Below are 24,199 nucleotides of genomic sequence, written 5' to 3' on the forward strand. Positions count from 1 at the left end.
ATTTTTATAGTTTTTTATTCCCAAAACATTGAGTTTTATGATGAATTCATAGAATTAGGTTTAATGAATATTTTAGCATTATACAGATCCTTTATTTCATTCATGAGGTCTCCCTATTTTTATTATTGAGGTGGCATCATAATGAAAAATCTTTTGTAATTTGCTTAAAAGTTTGTTTTACTTATGAAGATTTTTACCGCAGAACAGATACGCAGCTGGGATCATTTTACAATTTCCCATGAGCCGGTTTCATCCATCCAATTGATGGAAAGAGCTTCGATGGCTGCAGCCCACTGGATTTCGGAACACTGTAAAAATCATAAAAAACTGGCCGTATTTTGTGGTAACGGAAACAATGGAGGAGATGGATTGGCGGTAGCGAGAATACTGTACCTGAAAGGCTTTGATGTAGATGTATTTATAGGTGATTCCAAACGGAAATTTTCGGAAGATGCTTTGGTTAATTTGAAAAGACTCCGTGATTTGTCAGGAATTTCGGTCAGAAAATATGATCAGAGTGAACACTATAATTTTGATGATAAAACAATCATTATTGATGCTCTTTTCGGAACAGGTTTATCCAGACCATTGGTAGGTGAGTACAAAGAACTTGTTGAGCAGCTGAACGCCCGAAAGAATATTAAAATATCCATTGATGTTCCTTCCGGGTTGTCTGCAGATGAAATATTTGACAATGATCCAGTTATTCTGAAGTCTGATTATACCCTGACTTTTCAATGCTGGAAAAGAACATTCCTGCATCCCGAAACCGGAAAATATACCGGAAAAGTGGAAGTACTGGATATTGACTTAAGCAAAACCTATGCTGATACAACTGATGCGGAATACTTTATCATTGATGATCAGCTGATAGAATCTGTATTCAAGCCAAGACAGGAGTTTTCTCATAAAGGAAGCTATGGCAAGGCTGCAATCATAGGAGGAAGTTACGGGAAAATAGGTGCTGCTGTTCTGGCTACACAATCGGCCTTAAAAACCGGAGCTGGCCTAACCTTTACGCTGGCACCGGAATGTGGATATGAGATACTGCAGACCTCATGTCCGGAAGCTATGTTTATAGCAGGAGGAAAGCAGTTTGTAACCAGCTTAGAGGTAGATAAAGATTTTATCTGCGGCATAGGACCTGGATTGGGAACTCATTCAGAAACTGAAAAAAGTTTTCTGAGCTTTCTGAAAAACTATACAAGCCCGTTGGTTCTGGATGCTGATGCATTGAATATTATTTCTAAAAAATCAGAAAATTTAAAATTAATCCCAAAAAAATCAATCATTACTCCTCATCCGAAAGAGTTTGAAAGGCTTTTCGGAAGTACGGAAAATTCTTTTAAGAGACTAGACCTGGCCAGAGAAAAAGCAAAAGAACATCGTATTTATATTGTATTGAAAGATCATCATACACAAGTTATTACTCCGGAGGGAAATGTATTTTACAATATAACCGGGAATGCAGGTCTTGCGAAAGGAGGCAGTGGAGATATCCTTACCGGAATTCTGACCTCACTTTTAGCGCAGGGTTATTCTGAAGAAGAAACCTGTATTTTAGGGGTGTGGTTTCACGGGAGATCGGCTGATCTTGCTTCAGAAAAATATTCAAAAGAATCTATGCTTCCTACAGATGTTATTGGTGAATTCGGAAATGTTTTTGAGGAGCTGAACACGAAAGTTGCGAAGAGCTTGTAACAGAATAAATGAGCTGAATGGCTTTTTAAAATAGACTTAAAAAGAAAAAGGCAAATTTGTAGCGCTACAAATTTGCCTTTTTTATCTTAAAACCGGAGTTTTTCAGTTTCCAGTGTGTGCTTATGCTTTTTCAATATATTCCGGTTTCTCATTTTCTTCCGGAGTGATCTTAAATTTCTTGGAAATGATCATAATAACAACTCCTGCAATCATAAACGGAATAGAAAGTACCTGGCCTGTATTCAGACCTCCAATCTGGATGAATTCGTCACCTTGCGGCTCTTTAAGAAACTCAACAAAGAATCTGATGGCCCAAAGAATAATAAAGAACAAACCGAATAACCATCCCTGCTGATATTTTTTATCTGTTTTTCTGTAAAGTATCCATAATAAAATGAAAAGAAGAACGTACCCTACAGCTTCGAATAGCTGGCTTGGATAGCGGGGTACGGTAAGACCATATTCACTGCTTTGCTGTGGGAAAAGCAAGGCAAAAGGAGAGTTTGGATCTGCAGGTTTACCAACGATTTCAGAATTGAAAAAGTTTCCCATCCTTACAAAAGCACCTCCTAAAGCTACTACAATACCTAATCTGTCGTATACCCAGAATGGATTTTTTTTGATGATTTTAAATGAATAATAAAGAGTGGTGAAAATCAAAGCAATAGTCGCTCCATGGCTTGCCAGTCCTGAAAATCCAGTGAATTTAAAACCATTTTTTGTGCTTATGGGTAAAAATACACTCCAGAAATCCTCTTTAAATAATTCCGGCTGATAAAAAATAACATGTCCTAGTCTTGCTCCAAGGATTGTTCCAATTAAAGTCCATGTGAAAAGAGGTTCCAGGTATCTTTGGTTAATATTGTCAATCTTAAAGATTCTGGTCATTAAAACATATCCGAAACCAAATGCAAATACAAACATCAAACTATAAAAGTGAAGCGTGAATGAGCCGATATGAAGACCTTTTGAAGGATCCCATATTTTAAATGAAGTTTCAAGTTCTACTTTATCAGAATCTGTGATAGGTTTTGCAGATTTTACCGCATATTTGAATGTTGTAACATTTTCCTGGGTAGCAGGAGCGTCTATCAGCTTGAAATTTTTATCAAAAAACTGATATTTGGAATCCTTGAATCTTGCCAATGCTGAAGCCGCATAATTATAATAAGCAGGTTCAAGGCTGGATCCGTTAAGGATAACTACAACATTATTGTTAATGGCTCTGTCCGGAAAAGCGGTCAGGTCTCCCATTTCTGTGGTAGAATAGATTTTTACCGGAACATTGTTTCCGTTGATATCTAAAGTTCCGTCAGATAAACCCCCAGGGTATTCTTGTGCAAAAAGAAGCTGCGTTGTGAACGCAAACAGCACAAGATAAATTCTGAAAAAAATAGTATTCATTTTCTATTGATTTAATAGTTTGATTATTGACATTTATGTTTGGGTGGAACGGGATCGTAACCGCTGCCTCCCCACGGATGGCATCTTAAAATTCTTTTAAATCCCAGCCAGAATCCTTTAAAGATCCCATGAACCCGAAGAGACTCAATCATGTAATGAGAACAGGTGGGCTCGTACCGGCAGTTTTTGGGAAGTAAGGGCGAGATGAACCATTGGTAAAATTTTATCAAAATTACCAGCGGAAATGTAATGATTTTATTGAATGTAAGTTTCAAAACAATGCAAAAATAGGGTAAAAAAATGAAAATTAGTTTAATTTTGTTATAAGTTTCGGTGATCAAAAGTCCGGAACATTGATCTTAAAAAAAGAATTACTTTGAATCAAAATATTCCATTAGCTGAAAAATTAAGACCCAAAATCCTGAACGATGTATTGGGGCAGGAACATCTTACCGGCGATAAAGGAACAATCAGAAAAATGATTGAAAATGACACCCTGAATTCGCTGATTCTCTGGGGACCTCCCGGAACCGGGAAAACTACATTGGCTGAAATTATTTCAGAGCAGTCGGGAAGAAAATTCTATAAACTTTCTGCCGTTTCTTCCGGAGTAAAAGATGTTCGGGATGTAATTGATGATGCCAGAAAACAAAATCTGTTTTCAGGGAAATCTCCCATCCTGTTTATTGATGAGATTCACCGTTTCAATAAATCCCAGCAGGATTCGCTGCTGCATGCAGTAGAAAAAGGCTGGATTGTTCTGATAGGAGCGACTACGGAAAACCCAAGCTTTGAAGTGGTTTCAGCATTGCTTTCAAGAAGTCAGGTTTATATTTTAAAAGCCTTGAGCTATGAAAAACTGGAGGAGTTGATTGATATTGCTTCTGAAAGATATAATAAAGATGAAGAGACTGATTTTAAAATCCTTGAAAAAGAAGCTTTCATTCAATATTCGGGCGGTGATGCCAGAAAGTTAATCAATTCTATAGAATTGGTTTTGAATCAATATAAAAATTCAAACACCAAAGAAATCATCAATACTGATGTTCTTGAAGTTCTTCAGGAAACAATGGCGCTGTACGATAAAAACGGAGAGCAGCATTATGATATTATTTCAGCCTTTATCAAGTCAATGCGTGGGGGTGATCCTAATGGTGCTGTTTATTGGCTGGCAAGGATGATTGCCGGCGGAGAAGATATTAAGTTTATTGCCCGTAGAATGCTTATTCTGGCTGCTGAGGATGTGGGATTGGCTAATCCGAATGCGCTGGTGGTTGCCAACAATTGTTTTCAGGCGATCAATGTCATCGGGAATCCTGAAGCGAGAATTATATTAAGTGAAACAGCTGTATATCTTGCAGTTTCTCCTAAAAGTAATTCTGCTTATATGGCCATTAATGAAGCGTTGGCTTTGGTGAAGCAAACCGGAAATCTGCCGGTACCGCTTCATTTGAGAAATGCTCCTACAAAACTGATGAAAGATCTGGATTACGGAAAAGAATATAAATATGCCCATTCTTATGAAGGAAACTTTGTAGAACAGGACTTTCTTCCTGAGGAAATCAGGGATGTGAAATTATATGAGCCCGGTAATAACTCTACGGAAAAGAAGATTTATGAGGAGCTTAAGAAAAAATGGAACAATAAATATTAAAAATAAAAAAGGATACTGAAAAACGGCATCCTTTTTATATTATTCAAGTTATTCGGTAGTATAGATAAACAATGTTTTCTTACCGTTGTAATCTTTTGTTTCTGCTCTTTTCTTGATCTCAGGATAGATCATTGTGCTGGTATCTGTAAATTCATAACCTTCAATAAATACCGGATTGTCTGCCGGAAGATTATATTGAGCATTCATATTGGATAATGCCATTCTGTCGAGTATATTTTCTCCGTTTTTGAATTTGTATTCAGTCACCCCTTTTGTAAAAACAGAACTGTATTTTTTTAAACTTTGGGGAAGACTTGCCGGAGTATTGTATACTTTAGAAACCTGCAATACGTTCTTTTTCGCATTGAACAATTCTATTGTTCCGACGGCGTTGTCAGCGACTGCAAACTTCACAGCAGGATTTTTTTGCTGTGCAAATAAAGTAGCAGAAGAGAGTATTAAAAAAGAGTAGAGTAATTTTTTCATAATCAGAATATGTAACTGTTAAAAACGTGATAAATATAGTTATTTTTTATAAAATGTGAATGAAATCTTAGATTGTTTTACATTTTATTTATAATAAAAACTTTTATCTTGAGTATCAGTCTGTAGTTTCCTCGCTTTTGTCTTTTTTATCAACCATGTTTCTGATGATATTTTTCAGTCTTTGGAAAGCGAAAGAACTTAATAATAAGATAATTCCGAGCGCAATAAAGGCGCTGATTCTTGAAATATTATCCATTTGCCATACATCATAACCGTAGAGTTTTAAAACCATGAGCCCTATCAATGCGAAACCAACCTTGTTATATTCCTGGATATCCTTTTTCAGCCCCATATAAATAAAAATACTGGCAAGAATAGTCCATATAATAGGAAGGTAGAGAATATTGAAGTGTGCGCTTGCTTCATAAGAATGAGGAATGTCATTGGAAACCATTAAAACATAAGAATGATGAAGCTCACAGCTTACGGAAATGATAAGTGCCAAAGACAGGATCCAGTAAGAAATTCTGACTTTATGAAATTCAGATGACGGAATGATTCGAGAAATTACATATATAAAAGGAATCCACTGAAGCAGATGTAGTAGGTAAAAGCTTAAATGAAGTTTTTTCGTTAAAACAGCCGTGACAACGGGTAGTGTAGAAATTGAAGTATTAAGAGTTATCAGAAAGAAAAACAGATAAATCAGAACGGTTTGAACATCACTTCTGATATTCAGCGGTTTTCTGAAAAGGAGTAATGTAAATAGATAATAAATACTGAATAGCAGTCCTATGCTGACAATTGCTGACCAGGGCATCTCTGAAACGTGGTAGGTAAGCTCAAAAAGAAGACTTAAATAAATAACTCCATAGCTCACCACGGTAACCAGGTCTTCAAAAAAGGTATTAACTTTTTCCTGTGACTCTTTTCCTGTATTTCTTAACAAGTATAAATTGATCATTATAGAAATGATGGTAAACGAACTGGTGATAAATGGAGGATTGAATATGATATTAAAATTTGTTGTTCCCAGATATTCTGTCCAGGTAACAATCTGAGCGATCATAACCAATGGAAAAAGAATGTAAAAGAAAATCTTGAAAATTTTATGACCTGTTTTTTTCCAGATAAAAAGAAGCAGGGTAGTTTCTATGGCCCAGATACTGGTGATAAGATGGGTTTTAAACTGAATAGCGATGGCAATGGTGATAAGGCTGGTAACGAGTCCTGCAAATACAGAATAAGCAATTCCGAAGTTTTTGCGCCCATATTCTCTGAAGAGCAGAATAGAATTGACTGCAGCAAAGACAAGCGGAAAAATAATTGGAGGTTCATAGGCTAAAGTATCGAAAATATAGAACAGTCCCAGAACACTCGAAAAATTAGCAAAAGCAAGTATTAAGATATCAGATGTTGAAAGTATACCTTTCCTGATGTAATCATGCAGAGCAAAAAGGTAGAAAATCACATAACTGATCATGTAGAAAGTGATACTTAAAAGTTCAGGGCTCACATTCGTCCAATAAAATAGATAAGCGGTAGTAAAAATATAGGCAGTCCATCCCACGCTTTTCCAGTGTTGAAGAAAAGAGACAACCAGCATTCCAATATTTAAAAGAGTCAGGTAAATAAAAAGGAAAGGGTAGTTACTTTGCCCGGTACTGATCATCAAAGGAGCACTAAAGCCTCCTATTAAAGAGAAAATAATTAAGACTTCACTTTTATAGTAATAGGATAAGATAATGGATGCTGCTGTAATCAGTGCGGTGATAACAAAAGCTGTATTTTGTGTAAAAAGATGATATTCCCGGAAAGCAATGGTTGCCGTGAAATATAACACAGCAATTCCGCCTCCGGTTATAATAGAGGCAAATGCTGTATAATTCTTTCTGAGGAAATGTCCTGTAATAATAATTCCTGCTCCGGTACAAAAACCAATACCTGCTCTTGCTGTTTCTCCAATCCAGTTTTTATCAATAGCATACTTCACAAAATAACCGATTCCGAGAACAAGAGTAAAAATACCAATGATGGTAAGTGCATTTTGTTTTAAAAAATCAAAAACAGGAGCCAGCCAGTCTTTTTGAGCTGATGTTAGGATTTCTTCATTTTCTTCCCCATGTTTTGTTTCTTCAGGAACAATATGATGAGATTGTACTTGCTGAGGAACAATAGTTTCTTCCGGTGAGTTTTTTTGATGAATCACTTCAGATTGAGCCGGAGCCTTATTTATTTTATGATTAAGGTCCGAGATTTCCTTTTCAAGTCTTCTGATTTTAGTATTCAGATTGTTGAAAATGATGAAGATTACTATAAGTATGATGACAGCAACAAGTTCATTCATTTCATTAGTTTTATCAAATATAAAGAAATGTTTGAAAAGCTATTTAAAAAATTAACCCATCACTTATACTGTGATGGGTTAAATGGTATAGATAACTAACAATATGTTTTACTAGTTGGATACTTTGTAAATGTAGAATGATGCAATACTGGATCCTAGAAGGCCTGCATTAATAACACCAGAATCTACAAGTCCAAAAGAGACTTTATCTCCTGCCTGGAATGAATATAAAGAGTTGATGCTGGAGTCAGAAAGTGTTAGGTTGATTGCTAGCGCAAGATTAATACCACTGAAAGGGCGAGTGTCTATTATTGTTGACACTGCTGCTCTGGTTCTTGCGATTCCAATTCCCGGCCCTCCTGATAATAATGATGCCTGTAGCCCTGTACCATATCTGAATGCAAATCCAATAGCATATACTCCTGTAGATGGGATGGTGTAAGAACCGTCAGTATCTGTAAATAAAGCTGCGCTACCTATATTTCGGTCAGCTGCTACAAAGTTGACAGGCTGGAAGGATGCAGGGAAAACTCCCACACTCAAAAGGTTGATACCGGTTGTTTTTTTTGCTGCATATACCGTAGTGTTGGTTCCTGATGCGGCTATTAACAGCGCAGGATCTACAGAGTAAACCTGAGTACTTCCCTGGTTAATTGCTAAAACCTGATAGCCAGGTAATGCTGTAGCTGCGGGTGTATCTCTAACTTTCAGTGTTCCATTAACGTCTAGGGTTGCGGATGGAGTAGCTGTATTAATACCAACTTGCGAAAATAAAGGTAGGGTTGCGCATGCTAACATTAAGCTGTAAAGTTTGGTTTTCATGATCAAGATTTTTAATTAGTTGCTTAGCAAATATACAATAAAAATTATACCCATCATTGTGAAATTTATAATTTTAACATTAATATGATGTAATATATTTAAACATATGTTTGTATTTTGGGTAATATTATTACATAATTTAATTACGAGTTATTATATTTGACTATTAATTAATCGTCTGTTTATAAGGTGTTTAAAGATGGAATTTTCTCTCCATTGTGTGGGTTATTTTTGTGATAAAAGAAAGATGTTGGACACCTGATTTTTCTCTATATAAATTGTTTTTTTTTCTCGTTTTTAATAGGTTTAAAAGCAAAAACACTGCTTTAATGGCAGTGTTTTTAGTGTATTTATCTACTTTTTTCTAGCTCTCCAGGAGGAATTCTTTATAGTTTCCAAGAAAATCAACATTAGCATGGATAGATTCCAGTTCTTTGAGGGCGTTTCCATGTAAGACTTCTTTCCAGGGTCCTTCTACATTAATAAAGAAGAAATAATTGCCCAGTCCTGTCTTTAATGTTCTGGATTCAATTTTGCTGAGGTTCATCTTTCGCCATGCAAAAACCGATAAAACCTGATGTAGCCCACCTGGATGATCTTCCGGAAGCGTGATCAGCATTCCTGCTTTTTCTCCTAAAGTTTCCAGCTTGTTATTTTGGTATGTACTCTGTTGTTTAGAGATAATGATAAATCTGGTGTGGTTCTGTTCGAAATCCTGAATATTACGGTTGATGATTTTCAGTCCATATAAATTGGCGGCAAACTGGTTGGCAACTGCTGCAATAGCAGTCTCCCTATTCTCTGAAACAAATTTCGCAGCAGCAGCTGTAGAAGAAAAATCCTGCTTCGGAATTTCCTTATAATGTGTATCCAGAAAATGGAAGCTCTGTGCCAGGGCCTGTGGATGTGAATATATTCTTTCAATATTCTCAATAGGATTTTCCGGATGAATCATCAGGTGATGCGCAATAGGCATTACCGCTTCTGCTTCAATTTTAATAGACGAGGTTTTATATAAATAATCCAGCGTCATAGAAACCGTTCCCTCAATAGAGTTTTCCAAAGGTACAACAGCCTTTACTGCTTCTCCGTTTTCAACAGCCTTAAAACAATCCAGAATACTGGCTTGTGGTAATAACTCTTCATCAGGAAACAACTGGGCTGCGGCAAGCTGGGTGAAACTGGCATGAGGTCCCAAAAATGCAATCTTCATAATATAATATATAAGGGATGATTAAAATAAAGGTACAAAGGTGCGAATTAATTCATAAATAGAGTTCAAAATTCAAGGTTTTGGGTTTAATGTTACTGATTGCTCTTTTTTGTTCCCGGTTGAACGGTTTTGTTATTATCCGAATATCTTAAATCTTGGCTCTTGTTTCTTATACCTTAAAAAATCTTTATTACTATTTCACAGAAAATTTCCCTGGTTCCTGCAACCTAATTCCTATCATCTAAGCTCCTTTCCAGTTCTTCTCTATCATTTCCATCAGAAAATCGGGGCACTTAATAATCTTGTTGGTTTTTGCATCCAGAAAGAATAGAGTAGTGGAAGCTTCTGTTATTTTAATATGCTCTTCATTGTAAATTTCATATTCAAATTCGATTCTTACTCCTGGAATTTTTTTAACATAAGTATGGATTTCTAATTTTTGATCATACAAAGCTGGTCTGATATACTTAATTTTATAGTCCGAAACAGGAAGCCAAATTCCTTGGTTTTCAATTTCATCGTATGAAATTCCTATGCTTCTGAAGAGCTCAACTCTCCCCACTTCGAAGTATGTTGCATAGTTGCCGTAGTATACGTATTTCATAGGATCTGTTTCTGCGTAACGTACTCGTATTGAGTGTGTTGTATGTATCATTTTAGGTGCTAAATTATACATACAAATATATTTTTAAATAATCAATACCTGCAATATTTTTTTTTGAAAAGAAAAAATTGGACCTTTGTCTTCCTTCTAAACACAGTACAAACAAAGAATAATCGGGGCATAAAAAATGGATGACAATTTAATGATGATATGGCAGAAATGCCTTCAGTTTATGCGTGATAACCTGAACGCAGCTGAAGACAATTCTGACCTGAAAAAACTTGAAAAATCTTTCGATATGTTATTCGATAAGGTGCAGCCACTTTCATTAGTAGCAAACAACCTTACGCTTATCGTACCGAGCGATTTTTACAAGGAATATATAGAGGACAATTACCTGTCCTTACTTTCTGCTGCCCTGAAGAAAAATATTGGAAAAGGAGTGAAATTATGGTATTCTGTGATGGAAAACAGACCAAAAGGTGAAGAAAAACCAGTTACCATGAACATCAAGGGACAAAGTGTTCCTACTCCGAAAACACAGGAAACAATGCCACAAGGATTCTCTGCTAATATTGTAAATCCTTTTGTAGTTCCTGGAATAAGAAAAGTAAATATAGATTCTAACCTTAAGCCTGACTATTCTTTTGATAGTTATGTAGAAGGGGAAAGCAATAAATTTGCAGCCACTGTAGCCAGATCCATTGCAAAAAGACCTGGAGCAACTGCCTTCAACCCGTTATTCTTATATGGAGGTTATGGAGTTGGAAAAACCCACTTAGGACAAGCTGTGGGGCTTGAAGTAAAAAATCAGTTCCCTGATAAAGTAGTCCTTTATCTGTCTTCTGAAAAGTTTATCCAGCAGTTTATCTCTGCTGCCAAAGCACATAAGCAGACAGAATTTGCAAATTTCTATCAAATGGTTGACGTACTGATTATTGATGATATTCAGTTCTTATCAGGAAAATCAGCAACACAGGATAGTTTCTTCCATATTTTTGATCATCTGCATCAGAACGGAAAACAGATTATCCTTACTTCAGATAAAGCTCCTGCTGATATTATGGATATTCAGGAGAGAATTGTTTCCCGTTTCAAATGGGGACTTTCTGCAGAAATCAAATCTCCGGATTTATCTACAAGAAGACAAATCATTGAAGATAAACTAAGCAGAGACGGAATTGTTCTTCCGGGAGATATGCTTGACTTCCTTGCTGTGGAAACGAAAACCAATGTAAGAGAACTTATCGGAGTAATTAACTCTGTGATCGCTTACTCTACCGTATACAAGAGAGACCTGAGTCTTGAATTGCTTAAGGAGACCATCAACAGGATTGCTGCCAACCAGAAAAAGATCATCAACATTCCTTACATCCAGGAAGTTGTATGTGATTATTTTGGAATCAAAAAAGAACAATTACTGTCAAAAACAAGAAAAAGAGAGATTGCATTACCAAGACAGCTTGCCATGTACTTCTCTAAAGAATTCACCAACTCTACATTTACTAAAATCGGTGAAGAAATGGGAGGGAAAGACCACTCTACAGTAATGTATGCTTGTGATACGATCAAAGATGTATCGAAAATTGATAAAGAAATCAAGAAGTACGTAAAAGACCTTACAGAAAGAATCAAACAATAACATTGTTGAACAAAATAAATTGAAATGAAGGATAGTTTTATTCTTCATTTTTTATTTAGTTTTGTTAGAACAAAGACTCTTTTTAAATAGATAGAATATGAAAATATTAATGGTTTGTCTGGGGAATATATGCAGAAGCCCTTTGGCAGAGGGAATTATGAAAACAAAGATGCCGGGAAACTTTGTGGTAGATTCAGCCGGAACCATTTCGATGCATGAAGGGGAGTATCCAGACAAAAGAGCCATTAAAACTGCCGCCAACCATAATATTGATATCTCAAAACAGAGATCAAGACCCATTACCAGAAAGGATTTTGAAACCTTTGATAAGATCTACTGTATGGATATTGATGTATTACAAGATGTGGTTTCTAAAACCAGGTATGAAGAAGAACGACAGAAAGTATCTTTATTTCTGGAAGTATTGGGAGATCATGAAAATGCTGAGGTTCCGGATCCTTATTGGGGAGATATGAGCGATTTTGAAAAGGTCTTTCAGCTGCTGGATAGAGGATGTGATGCTATCAAGAACCAAATATCTCAATCATAATTATGAAAAAACTGCTGTTACTCCTCTTGGTAAGCTTTAATTTCTCTTTTGCCCAAACCAAAGATGAAATTGAGATCCGTAAAGTAATGGATGACTTTATGGGATGCATTAAATCCAGAGATGAAGCCAAATATCTCTCTTTATTTCAGGAACCTGTACTCTGGACCGGAATTTACAAAGACAGAACACAGGCCAAACGCCTTGAGAAAAATCCTAAGGCAGACTATTACTTTGCAGATGACTATAAGGCTTTTATCCAAAGTTTTAAAGATGACAAATCTGAAGAGAAATTTGACAATATTAAGATCGTGGAAGATGGAGCAATAGCTTCTGCCAATTTCGATTACAGCTTTTGGTACGACGGTAAAATGGAAAACTGGGGAAAGGAGATCTGGACACTGATGAAGATCAACGGAACCTGGAAGATCACTTCCGTTACCTTTTCTATGGATCTTACAAAATACTTCCCGCAACCTTCATTAAACGAAAGAACTAAAAAATAATACGATGCTTTTTTTACTCCCTGCTTACTTATCAGAAAACACTTCTATCAACCACTTTTCACCTGTTTTGAAGGATTATATCATGCAGACAGATTACTTCTTTGTGGAAAATGAGAAAACAGCTCGAAAGGTTGTTAAATTTTTTGCTCCGGAAAAGAAGCAGGCTGATCTGAAGTTGTTTTTATTAGATAAATATACAGAAAATGCAGATATTAAAGAAGCTCAGGAACTGATGCTGAAAGGCCATGACTTCGGATTGCTGTCAGAAGCAGGATTGCCTTGTATTGCAGATCCCGGAAATCTGATTGTGAAATGGTGCCATGAGAAAAACATCAGAGTAATCCCTGTTTCAGGTCCTTCATCCATTATACTTGCTTTGATTTCCAGCGGATTCAACGGACAGGAATTCACCTTCCATGGATATCTTCCTATTGATAAAGGAGAGAAAAAGAAGCATATCACAAATCTTGAAAGCCTTGTTCAGAAAACCGGATATTCACAGATTTTCATGGAAACACCTTACAGAAACAATCAGCTTTTTGAAGATTTGTGCAAGTTTTTATCACCTAATACCAAGCTGTGTATTGCGGCCAATATCAACGATCCGGAACATGAATTCATCAAAACAAAATCTATAAAAGACTGGCAGAAACAGAAGCCGGAACTTCATAAAATTCCTGCGGTATTCGTACTTGGGAAATAAACTTTACTCCTATAGCTTTACAATCTAAGCATAGGAGTATTTTTTTTGTTTGAAAACCAGAAAGGTATTTTGAATTATTTCTCAGATCCTTTTTCTTTTTATTTGAAGAGAGATTTCAATGTTATAATTATGATTTCTTCTGAACTTCTCTTTTATTCTTCCAGCTATTCAATATGGACTTAAATTGACATTATTTCAACAATGTGTGATAATTTTTATGTAAATTATTGTATTTTCATGGTGTAAAATATTCTAATTATATAATTATATATAATGCATTATGGGGCGTAAATTTGTAAATTAATTTATAATATTAACTATATTTTGTTATTTAATTTAATTTTTATTATAAATTTTATAATTTAAACTGTTTTCGTAGATTTAAGCTAATATTTTTCGTGTTTCTTTAATTATAAAGAAGGCGATAATTTTAGAATTCAATTTTGTATAAAATTGATCAAATAAACTCAACACCAAATACTTAAATATGATTACACGTAAAATTTTTTTTCCGGTATTGCTGATGCTGGCCATACTGGTACCTTCTTTAATTCATCTGTCCGCACACGGATATGTACTGAGTCCTGCTTCAAGAGGATATCAGGGAAGTCTTGATAAGGCTGCGCTCGGCTATTCTGTAGCATTTGGAAAATATGGCTCAGTAATTAATGAGCCAGGATCTCTGGAAGCCCCAAAAGGTTTCCCTGCATCCGGTCCTATAGACGGAAAGATCGCTTCTGCTAATGGAAGTATTGGCGGAGATACTACACTGGATATTCAAACAGCTGACCGATGGAAGAAAACAAATATCACCACCGGTGTGAATGCCTTTATCTGGAAATATCTGGCGTATCATGCAACCGCAAAATGGCATTATTATATGACAAAACAAGGCTGGGATTCTGGTAAACCTCTTTCTCGCCAAGATCTTGAACTCATTGGTACAGTTGTGCATAATGGTACACCACCACAGGATAATGTTTCCCATCAGATTACAGTTCCTGCAAACCGTACAGGTTACCATATTATTTTAGCGGTTTGGGATGTAGCAGATACTGCCAATGCATTTTATAATGTAATTGATGTTAACGTAACATCCGGGACAGGAGTTTCTATACCGGCTACTCCTACAGGATTAACCCAGCTTGGAGTTACCAGTTCTTCTGCTAAAATAGGCTGGAATCCACAGTCAGATGCCGTTTCATATAACGTTTTCCGTAATGGACAGAATATTCAGCAGGTAAGTGCTGCAACATTTGAAGATACCGGCTTGACTGCTAATACGGTTTATACGTATGAAATACAGGCAAAAGGTTCTTCAGGACTCACTTCAGGGAAAAGTACACCACTCAATGTAAAAACGAACGGTGAAGATATTCCTGAAAAACCTACAGCGCCATATAACCTTCATTCAATGAGCGTTACCGAGAACTCCGTGTCACTTATGTGGATGACCTCTACGCATACACAAGGCATCAAAAATTACCAAGTGTTTGAAAATGGAATCAAAGTAGGAGAGACTGTGCAAACAAGCTTTTTACGAACCGGCTTAGCACAAGATACAGAATATCGTTATACAGTAAGATCTGTTGCGATGAATGATCAGCTCTCTGATATGAGTAATGAATTAAAAGTAAGAACTAAGAAAGTTATGCCGGGTAATGGCCAAACCTACTGTGGGGTAGAGCAGTATAATACTGCCAATGCATATCCTACAGCCGGAACGAAAGTTTTCTACTCCTGTAAAATCTGGAAAAATAAGTGGTATGCAAATCCGGGAGAACTTCCGGGGACAAATATGGTATGGGAGGAAGTAAGTGTATGCACCGAAGGTTCAGGTTGTGAATCAAGTGGTCCGGTTACTTATTGTGGAGCACAGGAATATAATCCGGTGAAAAATTATCCAACAGCAGGAACGAAGGTATTCCATGCCTGCAAGATATGGGAAAACAAATGGTATGCGAATCCGGGAGAAGCACCGGGAAATAACGCTGTATGGAAAGTTTTAAATGATTGTAATGAAGGACAAAGCTACAAAACATCAGGTCTTATCAATAAAGAAAATGATCTTTCAATAATAGCATCTGAGCATTTGATCAATTTTGCACCTGAAAGTTATTACAGCAAAATAAAGAGAGTAGATATCATTACTCCTCAAGGGCATCAGATAATGACCTTTATGAATCCAGGAAAGGACAATATGAATATCAGCCACCTTCAGTCTGGAATATATTTTGTGAAAATCCTTTATAAAGATGGAAACAGTATTACTAAAACCATCAGGAAGTAAATAAAACCAAGAAAGCTGTCTTTGTGATAAGGCGGCTTTTTCTTGTCAGAAATTATAAAAATATTTAACAGCTCTTAACAAGGCTATTGCATTATTCTTGTTTTAAAGACTATACTGGAAACAGTATAAATTGTTGATAATGCAGTAGAAACCCGGGCATCGAAGATGCCCGGGTTTTTTATATATTAGTTTTTATCTTTTTTCCTTGACTTCCATTTTTTCCAAAGAATGATAATAATAGGAATAAGCAAGAAAAGCGGCCACAACGAGACCATTCCCAGCAGAAAACTTACAAAACTGTTCCAGCCTTCAGCCAAAGAATCTATAAAACGGCTTCCAAAACCGATTTTTGAGGTAGCTGAGCTTCTCACTTTTTCTTTGTACAGATTTAAATTCAGTGTACTGTAATTCACACGGTCATCTATAAAACGAAGTCTGCCTTCTGCCACATCAATCTCATCTTCCAGCTCCCGGATATTTTCCTGAATTTCCAGCATATCCTTTGTGGTAGCAGCACTTTTAAGCATGTCACGGTATTTTTCAAGATATATTTTTTTGTTGGCCAGTTTTATAGCTACATCAGTATATTCCTCTGTCACATCATTGGATGAAATATTTTTAGATAAGACAGATCCTACTCCGTCCGAAAATGAGTTGATGAGAGCATCAAAATTTTTATGAGGTACACGGATGATCAGCGTAAGATTATCATCCATATCGGTGTTTTGGAACTCCTCCTTTTGTATATAGGCCTTATTTTTTTTGATAATCTCATTGACCTGATTCTGAGTTTTTTTAATATCACCCACCTGAATCTTCATATCTCCGTTTTTGATAATTTTTTTGGAAATTGTATCTGTTTTCTTGGGAGTATAAACATCTTTGTTTACTCTGTTTTCATCGGGAAGCAGTTTTTCAGAAATAGAAAGTGGCGGAGGCACAGGTACAGAAGCAGCAGATGCTTTATCTTCCGGAATAACTTCCATCAGATCAGCCTTCACTTCATATTTTTCACCGCCTGATTTGCTGCAGTTGATCAGAACAAGACCTGATAATAGGAGAATAATGTTTTTCATGGGTAAGTTAATTTTTAGGGGTATGATCAAAAAGTGTGCTTAAAAATGATTGTGCTCCAGATTTGTTTTAAATTTTTAAATAAAAGATCAAAATACATATAGGAAAGCAAAAAAATAAGCAGAATGAACTCAAAATAGGTCCGGAAAATTGTTGAAACAGTAAATTATTTCTATTTTTAATTCATGAAAAAAAGTCTTTTAGCATTTGTGTTTTCTCCATTTCTGATGTATGCCCAGGAAGTCCCGAAACTTACAGACGAGATGGCTATGAAATTATCTGATAAGCCACTTCATTGTATCAATCAGGAATACCCAAATAAAACAGCCCATATTATCAATAATGCAGGTGAGGTTCCTTTGACTCCCAAAGATCTTCACCCTAGTTTTTATGGCTGTTTCGATTGGCATAGCTCTGTTCATGGACACTGGATGCTGACAAGACTTTTGAAAACAAAACCCAATCTGCCTAGTGCTAAAGAAATTGAAAAAATCCTGGATGAATCATTTCAGAAGGATAAACTAAAGACAGAAGCAGACTATTTTACAAAATATCAGCTGACAGGAACTTTCGAGAGAACTTATGGATGGGCATGGATTTTAAAACTGGATGAAGAGCTTACCAATTGGGATCATCCGAAAGCTAAAATATGGCATGAGAACCTTAAACCGCTAACCGATCAGATTCTGAAATCCTGGAAAACCTATCTTCCAAAGCAAACCTATCCAAACAGAACCGGAGTTCATCCCAATACTGCATTTGCAATGGCTTTTGCTATAGATTGGGCAAGAGCTAATAAAGATAAAGAGTTTGAAAACCAGTTGATAGAAAAGTCCAAATATTTTTTCTTAAAAGACCAGAAAACCCCTGCTTATCTGGAACCGGACGGATCGGATTTCTTTTCGCCAAGTCTGGAAATTGCAGATCTGATGCGCAGAGTTCTTCCACAAAAAGAATTTGTGCAATGGCTGAGTGCTTTCTATGAAAAAAGAAGTCTGGAAAATGTTGAAAAAATTCCTGTGGTAAGTGATCTTAGTGATTATCAGACCGTTCATCTTGTGGGATTATCTTTTTCAAAGGCATGGTGTATGAAAGGGATTTCAAATGCACTTCCTGCCAACCATCCACTGAAAAAAGAATTCAGAAAAACGGCAGATGTATTTCTTGCTAATGGTTTGCCTTTATTGTTTCAAGGGAATTATGGCGGAGACCACTGGCTGGCAAGTTTTGCAGTATATGCCCTGGAAGATTAATATTTGATTCCGGTTTTTTTCAGAATAAAGCCTAAAAGCCAGATAGGTCCTATCAAAAGAAACTGAAGATCTTTGAGGAAAGACGGCTTTTGTCCTTCTATTTTATGGCCTATCAACTGAAAAATCCAGGTAATAACAAATACAGAAACGTAAACGATCCATGACTGCTTTCCGAAACTGATATTGGTCAGATAAATGAAATGCTCCAGAATAAGCATGATAACAGCCATCACGATAGCCATCAAAAGAGAAAGTCTTATATAGAATAAAGTTATAAGAACAATCATAATAAGGCTAATGATGCTGACACATCCGAAATAAGAAGCGCAGAAATGAGGAGAGGGAATAAGGGATGCAAAACCTAAAACCGCCCAAAAGATTAATGGCACACAAATCCAGTGAATAAACTTGTTGGTCGCGTTTCTATGGCTTTTACTGTATTCGGCAAATAAGAGATCAACCTTTCTCATACTAATAGAAAATTGGATTGGTGCTAAAATAATAAAATTTTGTAATCACTGGTAAGATTGCTTACATTTGTCTTATGTCTGCCCTAGAAAAATTCGGAGTTGATATTTTTACGGAACGTAATATTTTCGAGCGAATAGCCGTGGGCAAACCGTTTCGTCCTGATAATCCTGCTTTTATATTTATTAAATCAGGAACTATAAAACTTCGCCAGCATTTCAGTGACCTGGAAGTTTCTGCCAACATGTTTATGGTAACCGATCCACAGACTATTTATGAAGTGATTTCTGTGACGGACGATTTTCAGTCCAGAATGGTTTCTTACCAAAGAGGATTTATTTCGGCTCTATCATTGAAATTTAACCGTCTCATTACCTATCGTTATTTCAGACAGCAAATGAATAAAGGAGTTCCTTTTCCCGAAGACGAAATGGAAGTCGTTTGGAAAAGTGTTAATTTCCTGAAATATATCCTTGATTCTGAAACAGAAATGCTTTACAAGAAAGAAATGGTAGAACATCTTTTCTCTGTTTTCTGTTATCAGATGGCTGGGATTATTTCCAAGGAAGATAACAGTTCTATGAGCCAGATGTCCAGGCAGGAAGAAATTGTATTTGTATTTCTTACTGATATTGCGGAACATCATCTTACAGAGAGAACGGTTGAGTTTTATGCCGGACGGCAGTCAATTACAACCAGACATCTATCTTCCGTAGTGAAGACCATTACGGGCAAATCTGCGAGCGAGATCATTGCTTTAATTGTCATCAATGAGGCTAAAGTGCTCTTAAACTCTTCCAGTAAACCGGTTTCAGAAGTTTCTTCTATTCTCGGATTCAGTGATCAATACTCATTTTCTCACTTTTTTAAGAAGCATCTGAGGGTAAGCCCTACACAGTACAGACATCAGTTTGAAAACTAAAATCTTACATTTGAACATCTTTTTCCAAAAATCAAACATTTGATTGATTTTGTTGTTTACCTAACTTTGCATCTGTAAAACAAGGTAAAATGACAAAGAAAATAAAAACAGCACTATCTGTATTGATAGCAGCTTTTCCTGCGCTGTTTTTTTCACAACAGATTAAGCAGATGACCGCAGGTGAGGTAGCGGAACTCGCTGTTCAGAATCACCAGCAGCTCAAAGTGTCTGCACAGAACATCGGTATTGCAAAGCAAAACACGAATGTTGTTAAGCTTCAGAAACTTCCCACAATTACGGCTTCTACAAGTCAATTCTATTTAGGGGATGCAGTAGCCATTGACAAAGATTTTTCAAATTCTACAAATGTTCCGATGCCACATTATGGAAGCTCATATGCGGTTCAGGCGACACAACTGATCTTCAAAGGGGGATTGGTGAATAAATCTATTGAAATGGCAGGACTTCGTGAACAGCTTTCCGAACTGGATTTAGAGAAAAATAAGCAGGATGTAAAGTTTTTAGTGATTTCCAATTATCTGGATGTCTATAAAATCATCAATCAGGAAGAGGTATTTGAGAATAACAAAAAACTGGCTCAGGAACGTCTTAAAAATATCCAGAAGTTCTATCAGCAGGGGATGGTAACACGAAATGAAGTGATTCGTGGAGAATTGGCCATCAAAAATCTCGATCAGGGAATTTTAACCCTTACCAACAATAAAAAAATCCTTAATTATAATTTAAATATTGCTTTAGGTTTATCTTCTGACACAGAAATTGTTCCTACAGAGAGTTTGGAAAATAAAGAATCCGGAATAGGCATGGAATATTATACAGATCTTGCCCATGAAAGTAATCCATTGTTGAAATCTGCCAAAAAAAATATTGCGGTTGCAGATAAAAATATTGAGATCATCAAAACGGACAATGCACCTACACTGGCTGGATTTGGCGGATATACTCTACAGAGACCCATTACAACCAGAAATCCTGTTTTGGATATGTATTCAGGAGGATGGCAGACCGGAGTTTCTTTGAGTTATAACATAGATACACTGTATAAAACGAAAGAAAAAGTAAAATTAGGAGAGCTGCAAAAGAATCAGGCGAATGATGCAATGACTCTGGTACAGCAGAATGTGGATATGGGAGTGAATGCAGCCTATACAAAATATCAGGAAGCCATTCAGCAGGCGGATATTCTGAATGATTCCAAAAGACTGGCAGAAGAAAACTACAAGATTACGGAAGCCAAATATCTGAATCAGCTGGCAGTACAGGCAGAAATGATAGATGCCCAAAACCAGAAACTGCAGTCGGAACTTGATTATGCTAACGCCGAAATCAATGTTTTGTATCAGTATTACAACCTTTTGAAATCTACAGGGACACTTTAATTTTTAAAACTGAAAATCAACACAATGGAAAACAAGGAACAAACTACTCAAAATACGACACCAACTCCTGCTGCACCAAGCGCAGAGAATAAAAAAAAGAAAAATAAAACCAATAAAATCAGAGCCATCATTTCCAATATCATCGTTTTCATGGTGATCGGTTTCGGATTATTCTGGTTAATACGTGAATATTTCCATATCGGAAACAAAACCTATACGGAAGCAGCACAGGTAGAAGAATTTATCAATCCTGTTAACACAAGGGTTTCGGCATATATCAAAGAAATTAAGTTCATTGAACACCAGCATGTAAAAAAAGGAGATACACTGGTAGTCCTTGACGAACGTGAAATTCTTACACAATTGGGACAGGCAGAAGCCGCTTATCAGAATGCGATGGCTCAAAAGACAGCCACAAGTTCTTCTGTAAATACTGTTTCCAACAATGTCAACGTTATGCAGTCCAATATTGCAGGTGCAAAAGCGAGATTATGGAATGCTGAGCAGAATTTAAACCGTTATAAAAATCTTTTATCAGCAGAAGCAGTTACAAGACAGCAATATGATCAGGTAAAAACAGAATACGATGCACAAAAAGCTGCTTATGAAACTTTAGTGAATCAAAAACAGTCAGCGAACCTTTCCACTACTGAAGTGAAAAGCAGACTGGGAATTAATGATGCTGAAATCAAAAGAACAAAATCTGCCTTGGATATGGCGAAAATCAATCTTTCGTATACTGTTATTACGGCGCCTTATGATGGAGTAATGGGAAGAAGAACTATCTCTGAAGGGCAATTGATTCAACCGGGACAGCAGGTTGCAACCATCGTTCTGAATGGTCAGAAATGGGTAACAGCCAACTTCCTGGAAAGCCAGATGCCAAATATTAAAGTAGGAGAAAAAATTTCTATGACAGCTGATGCTTTGGGAGGGAAAAAATTTGAAGGAGTTGTCACTGCTGTTTCAGCGGCTACAGGATCACGATATTCGAGTGTACCTACAGATAACTCTACCGGAAACTTTATTAAAGTGCAGCAGAGAATTCCTGTAAGAATAGAGTTTGCAGCTTCCAACAAAAAAGAAGACCTGGATAAACTGAGTGCCGGAATGAATATGAATGTGAATATTAACAAAGACTAAAAGATGGAAGATATCAGATTCCAGACATTATGCGTAGGGAAAGCTAAGGTTGAATGTTGAAAGTCTGCCATCTGATATCTGAAATCTATTATCCAAAAGAATCATGTACAACAAAGGATTATATAGCGACTGGGTACCGAAACCCGTACAGCTGCTGCTGATTGTATTACTGCTTGCTGTGGTAATGCCGATTGGTGGGGTGTATACCGGGAATATCAGCTCTCTGGTAAGCGGTACCGGTGCCATGACAGAATATTTTATGTGGGCTAACTATGCAACTACCATTGGAATGGGAGCCTGTATGCCTGTTGTTCTCAGAATTAAAATGAGATTCAAAGTAAGGGATAAGATGGTTTTGCTTCTGGTGCTTTTAGGACTGCTAAGTTATGTGAACGGGACTACTTTACAGCCGGTAATCTTCATATTTACTTCTTTACTTATTGGTTTTATGAAGATGATGGTAACTATAGAACTCTTCCTGCCACTTATGGTTATGATTGGAAACCGCGGAGTATTTTATGGGGCTTTCTATACATTCGTTCTTGTGATGAATCAGGTGGCTACCTATTATGCAGCTGAGTTTGCCCTTCTTTACAACTGGCAGCAGTTTTATCTGTTCACAGCAGTTTTATGCTTTATTTTAGCTTTAATACACTGGATTTTTATGCATAATAAATATTTTGCGTTAAAAGTTCCGCTGCATTATATTGACTGGTTGAGTATTTTGCTTTTCATTTCAACTTTTATGTTTTCAGCCTATGTTTATTCGTTTGGAAGACAGCAGGATTGGTTCAATTCGAAGAATATTATTTACGCAAGTATTACAGCTTTTGTAAGCTTTGCACTGCTTTCTATTCGTCAGCTGACCTTAAAACGACCCTACCTTTCATTCAAAATTTTCACAAAGAATAATGTACAGCATGGGTTGTTTATGCTTTTCTGGCTGGGAATGTTTTTAGGAACAGCTTCTATTCAGAATACTTTTGCGGTTGGTGTATTAGGGTATGACCAATTGACAAATACCAGATTGAGTTTACTAATGATTCCCGGAATTATCTTAGCCGGAGTCATTGCAATTTTCTGGTTTAAAAAAGAAAAACCTTTGAAAATGTATATTTTTTCCGGTTTCTCAGCTATGGTTGGATATGCCATCATCATGTACTTTTCTATGGTATTGGAATTCAGTTATGACAACTGGTATCTGCCTATGTTTTTAAAAGGCTACGGAATGTGTTCACTGTTTATTTCCGTATGGTTTTATACACTGGATAAGCTTGAAATGGATGAAATGCTTGCTGCTATCGGGCTTGTACTGGTTTGGAGAACTTTCCTTGCAGTAGGGATTTTTTCAACACTCTATGCCTGGTTTCAATACCGTTTCCAGATTATAGCAATAGGAGATCTCGCCGTTTATATGGATGGAATGACTGTTACTCCTCAGAATGTAGCAGCCAATATGAAACCTATTCAGCTTAATGCCATCATCATAGCCACCAAAAAGATATTCGGATATATCATCTTAGTCGGGTTTGGAGTATTGATTTATGTTGCCACGCATCACTTTGGAGCAAAACGTTTTCAGTATTTCAGATTTGTGAGAGTTCTTGGTGGTAAATCTGTAATTGCGAGAAGAAGACTTCGGGAAAGAAAAAAATTATTAGAAGAAATAAAAGATGCTGCAGGACCTGCAGTATAAAAGATACCTTGTTTTTCACTAGTAAAATCCTGGTCCTTCATTGGGCTGGGATTTTACGTTTCTAAGAAGATGTCAAATTTTAAACTTTTTTGAAACATTAAGATTGTATTAAGGTGTTTAGAGTATTAAGATGAGCTTCGCTTTAAGCTTAAAAATCAGAATGATTTATCTTAACTATACTTTATTCCTTAATCCTTCTTAATGGTTTTTATATATATCCAGATTTAGAAAACTTTTCTGTAAAAAAGATGTTTACAATTATAAATAAGGGGAAATTTCATAATTTGTTATTTTTATTCTTTCTAAATAAGGATTATCTTTGTG

The 24,199-nt window shown here is 36.3% G+C and carries 21 protein-coding genes; 12 read left to right on the forward strand and 9 right to left on the reverse strand.

The window, feature by feature from the left end; genetic code table 11:
• Positions 1 to 183 precede the first annotated feature (183 nt).
• Entirely contained in the window at positions 184 to 1,701 is a 1,518-nt protein-coding gene (locus ACTJIP_RS07825; RefSeq protein ID WP_219072442.1) for an NAD(P)H-hydrate dehydratase, read from the forward strand.
• 120 nt (positions 1,702 to 1,821) lie between these two features.
• Here ACTJIP_RS07825 and lgt read toward each other — a convergent pair whose 3' ends face one another.
• The gene (gene lgt, locus ACTJIP_RS07830; RefSeq protein ID WP_077415870.1) at positions 1,822 to 2,685 is read right to left on the reverse strand and encodes a prolipoprotein diacylglyceryl transferase; all 864 of its coding nucleotides are present in this window, start codon (positions 2,683 to 2,685) and stop codon (positions 1,822 to 1,824) included.
• 443 nt (positions 2,686 to 3,128) lie between these two features.
• Positions 3,129 to 3,380, reverse strand: coding sequence for a membrane protein insertion efficiency factor YidD (gene yidD / locus ACTJIP_RS07835; RefSeq protein ID WP_047423501.1), 252 nt, complete (start codon positions 3,378 to 3,380; stop codon positions 3,129 to 3,131).
• 101 nt (positions 3,381 to 3,481) lie between these two features.
• Here yidD and ACTJIP_RS07840 point away from each other — a divergent pair, with 101 nt between their 5' ends.
• Positions 3,482 to 4,759, forward strand: coding sequence for a replication-associated recombination protein A (locus ACTJIP_RS07840; RefSeq protein ID WP_077415054.1), 1,278 nt, complete (start codon positions 3,482 to 3,484; stop codon positions 4,757 to 4,759).
• 48 nt (positions 4,760 to 4,807) lie between these two features.
• On the opposite strand, the gene ACTJIP_RS07845 is transcribed toward ACTJIP_RS07840, so the two are convergent.
• The 5 genes from ACTJIP_RS07845 to ACTJIP_RS07865 form a co-directional block, all read right to left on the reverse strand.
• A complete protein-coding gene (locus ACTJIP_RS07845) occupies positions 4,808 to 5,245 on the reverse strand; it encodes a hypothetical protein (protein ID WP_440704324.1) in 438 nt (145 codons plus the stop codon).
• A gap of 115 nt (positions 5,246 to 5,360) precedes the next feature.
• On the reverse strand, positions 5,361 to 7,592 hold the full coding sequence (locus ACTJIP_RS07850; protein ID WP_077415050.1) for a DUF2339 domain-containing protein: 2,232 nt from the start codon (positions 7,590 to 7,592) through the stop codon (positions 5,361 to 5,363).
• Positions 7,593 to 7,703: 111 nt separating this feature from the next.
• Positions 7,704 to 8,414 carry a hypothetical protein gene (locus ACTJIP_RS07855; RefSeq protein WP_077415048.1) on the reverse strand — a complete coding sequence of 237 codons (711 nt, stop codon included), beginning with the start codon at positions 8,412 to 8,414 and terminating at the stop codon, positions 7,704 to 7,706.
• Between the two features lie 364 nt (positions 8,415 to 8,778).
• Positions 8,779 to 9,627 carry a prephenate dehydratase gene (gene pheA / locus ACTJIP_RS07860; RefSeq protein ID WP_440704325.1) on the reverse strand — a complete coding sequence of 283 codons (849 nt, stop codon included), beginning with the start codon at positions 9,625 to 9,627 and terminating at the stop codon, positions 8,779 to 8,781.
• A 241-nt stretch (positions 9,628 to 9,868) separates the two neighbouring features.
• On the reverse strand, positions 9,869 to 10,282 hold the full coding sequence (locus ACTJIP_RS07865) for an acyl-CoA thioesterase (RefSeq protein WP_077415044.1): 414 nt from the start codon (positions 10,280 to 10,282) through the stop codon (positions 9,869 to 9,871).
• A gap of 136 nt (positions 10,283 to 10,418) precedes the next feature.
• Between ACTJIP_RS07865 and dnaA the strand changes: the two genes are divergently transcribed.
• The 5 genes from dnaA (at position 10,419) to ACTJIP_RS07890 (ending at position 15,919) form a co-directional block, all read left to right on the forward strand.
• On the forward strand, positions 10,419 to 11,873 hold the full coding sequence (gene dnaA / locus ACTJIP_RS07870) for a chromosomal replication initiator protein DnaA (protein ID WP_077415042.1): 1,455 nt from the start codon (positions 10,419 to 10,421) through the stop codon (positions 11,871 to 11,873).
• 97 nt (positions 11,874 to 11,970) lie between these two features.
• On the forward strand, positions 11,971 to 12,423 hold the full coding sequence (locus tag ACTJIP_RS07875; RefSeq protein ID WP_077415040.1) for a low molecular weight protein-tyrosine-phosphatase: 453 nt from the start codon (positions 11,971 to 11,973) through the stop codon (positions 12,421 to 12,423).
• Between the two features lie 2 nt (positions 12,424 to 12,425).
• Entirely contained in the window at positions 12,426 to 12,926 is a 501-nt protein-coding gene (locus tag ACTJIP_RS07880) for a nuclear transport factor 2 family protein (protein WP_077415038.1), read from the forward strand.
• 4 nt (positions 12,927 to 12,930) lie between these two features.
• Positions 12,931 to 13,629: an SAM-dependent methyltransferase gene (locus ACTJIP_RS07885; RefSeq protein ID WP_077415036.1), complete on the forward strand. Its 699-nt coding sequence runs from the start codon at positions 12,931 to 12,933 to the stop codon at positions 13,627 to 13,629.
• 487 nt (positions 13,630 to 14,116) lie between these two features.
• Positions 14,117 to 15,919: a lytic polysaccharide monooxygenase gene (locus tag ACTJIP_RS07890; protein WP_440704326.1), complete on the forward strand. Its 1,803-nt coding sequence runs from the start codon at positions 14,117 to 14,119 to the stop codon at positions 15,917 to 15,919.
• A 185-nt stretch (positions 15,920 to 16,104) separates the two neighbouring features.
• Here the strand turns inward: ACTJIP_RS07890 and ACTJIP_RS07895 are convergent, their stop codons facing one another.
• Positions 16,105 to 16,995 carry a DUF4349 domain-containing protein gene (locus ACTJIP_RS07895; protein ID WP_428168345.1) on the reverse strand — a complete coding sequence of 297 codons (891 nt, stop codon included), beginning with the start codon at positions 16,993 to 16,995 and terminating at the stop codon, positions 16,105 to 16,107.
• A gap of 183 nt (positions 16,996 to 17,178) precedes the next feature.
• Between ACTJIP_RS07895 and ACTJIP_RS07900 the strand changes: the two genes are divergently transcribed.
• Complete coding sequence (locus ACTJIP_RS07900; protein ID WP_440704327.1) at positions 17,179 to 18,246, forward strand: DUF2891 domain-containing protein; 1,068 nt, start codon at positions 17,179 to 17,181, stop codon at positions 18,244 to 18,246.
• Here the strand turns inward: ACTJIP_RS07900 and ACTJIP_RS07905 are convergent.
• The gene (locus ACTJIP_RS07905; RefSeq protein WP_440704328.1) at positions 18,243 to 18,716 is read right to left on the reverse strand and encodes an Mpo1 family 2-hydroxy fatty acid dioxygenase; all 474 of its coding nucleotides are present in this window, start codon (positions 18,714 to 18,716) and stop codon (positions 18,243 to 18,245) included. The two genes, ACTJIP_RS07900 and ACTJIP_RS07905, sit on opposite strands and share 4 nt — an antisense overlap.
• Before the next feature lie 74 nt (positions 18,717 to 18,790).
• Here ACTJIP_RS07905 and ACTJIP_RS07910 point away from each other — a divergent pair, with 74 nt between their 5' ends.
• The 4 genes from ACTJIP_RS07910 to ACTJIP_RS07925 all read left to right on the forward strand — a co-directional run bounded on the left by ACTJIP_RS07910 (position 18,791) and on the right by ACTJIP_RS07925 (position 23,875).
• The gene (locus ACTJIP_RS07910) at positions 18,791 to 19,636 is read left to right on the forward strand and encodes a helix-turn-helix domain-containing protein (protein ID WP_077415026.1); all 846 of its coding nucleotides are present in this window, start codon (positions 18,791 to 18,793) and stop codon (positions 19,634 to 19,636) included.
• Positions 19,637 to 19,725: 89 nt separating this feature from the next.
• A complete protein-coding gene (locus tag ACTJIP_RS07915) occupies positions 19,726 to 21,036 on the forward strand; it encodes a TolC family protein (RefSeq protein ID WP_426480256.1) in 1,311 nt (436 codons plus the stop codon).
• 24 nt (positions 21,037 to 21,060) lie between these two features.
• The gene (locus tag ACTJIP_RS07920) at positions 21,061 to 22,179 is read left to right on the forward strand and encodes an HlyD family secretion protein (RefSeq protein WP_440704329.1); all 1,119 of its coding nucleotides are present in this window, start codon (positions 21,061 to 21,063) and stop codon (positions 22,177 to 22,179) included.
• 103 nt (positions 22,180 to 22,282) lie between these two features.
• The gene (locus ACTJIP_RS07925) at positions 22,283 to 23,875 is read left to right on the forward strand and encodes an MFS transporter (RefSeq protein ID WP_426480255.1); all 1,593 of its coding nucleotides are present in this window, start codon (positions 22,283 to 22,285) and stop codon (positions 23,873 to 23,875) included.
• The last annotated feature ends 324 nt before the right edge of the window (positions 23,876 to 24,199 follow it).

The sequence above is a fragment of the Chryseobacterium sp. 22543 genome (genome assembly GCF_052044565.1).
Classification (GTDB): Bacteria; Bacteroidota; Bacteroidia; order Flavobacteriales; family Weeksellaceae; genus Chryseobacterium.

Coding starts and splice junctions, on each gene's coding strand:
- ACTJIP_RS07880 (WP_077415038.1), top strand. CDS start 12,426: ATGAAAAAACTGCTGTTACTCCTCTTGGTAAGCTTTAATTTCTCTTTT.
- ACTJIP_RS07825 (WP_219072442.1), top strand. CDS start 184: ATGAAGATTTTTACCGCAGAACAGATACGCAGCTGGGATCATTTTACA.
- ACTJIP_RS07910 (WP_077415026.1), top strand. CDS start 18,791: ATGTCTGCCCTAGAAAAATTCGGAGTTGATATTTTTACGGAACGTAAT.
- ACTJIP_RS07865 (WP_077415044.1), bottom strand. CDS start 10,282: ATGATACATACAACACACTCAATACGAGTACGTTACGCAGAAACAGAT.
- ACTJIP_RS07845 (WP_440704324.1), bottom strand. CDS start 5,245: ATGAAAAAATTACTCTACTCTTTTTTAATACTCTCTTCTGCTACTTTA.
- ACTJIP_RS07855 (WP_077415048.1), bottom strand. CDS start 8,414: ATGAAAACCAAACTTTACAGCTTAATGTTAGCATGCGCAACCCTACCT.
- ACTJIP_RS07885 (WP_077415036.1), top strand. CDS start 12,931: ATGCTTTTTTTACTCCCTGCTTACTTATCAGAAAACACTTCTATCAAC.
- ACTJIP_RS07890 (WP_440704326.1), top strand. CDS start 14,117: ATGATTACACGTAAAATTTTTTTTCCGGTATTGCTGATGCTGGCCATA.
- ACTJIP_RS07915 (WP_426480256.1), top strand. CDS start 19,726: ATGACAAAGAAAATAAAAACAGCACTATCTGTATTGATAGCAGCTTTT.
- ACTJIP_RS07925 (WP_426480255.1), top strand. CDS start 22,283: ATGTACAACAAAGGATTATATAGCGACTGGGTACCGAAACCCGTACAG.
- dnaA (WP_077415042.1), top strand. CDS start 10,419: ATGGATGACAATTTAATGATGATATGGCAGAAATGCCTTCAGTTTATG.
- ACTJIP_RS07905 (WP_440704328.1), bottom strand. CDS start 18,716: ATGAGAAAGGTTGATCTCTTATTTGCCGAATACAGTAAAAGCCATAGA.
- ACTJIP_RS07920 (WP_440704329.1), top strand. CDS start 21,061: ATGGAAAACAAGGAACAAACTACTCAAAATACGACACCAACTCCTGCT.
- ACTJIP_RS07900 (WP_440704327.1), top strand. CDS start 17,179: ATGAAAAAAAGTCTTTTAGCATTTGTGTTTTCTCCATTTCTGATGTAT.
- pheA (WP_440704325.1), bottom strand. CDS start 9,627: ATGAAGATTGCATTTTTGGGACCTCATGCCAGTTTCACCCAGCTTGCC.
- ACTJIP_RS07875 (WP_077415040.1), top strand. CDS start 11,971: ATGAAAATATTAATGGTTTGTCTGGGGAATATATGCAGAAGCCCTTTG.
- ACTJIP_RS07895 (WP_428168345.1), bottom strand. CDS start 16,995: ATGAAAAACATTATTCTCCTATTATCAGGTCTTGTTCTGATCAACTGC.
- ACTJIP_RS07850 (WP_077415050.1), bottom strand. CDS start 7,592: ATGAATGAACTTGTTGCTGTCATCATACTTATAGTAATCTTCATCATT.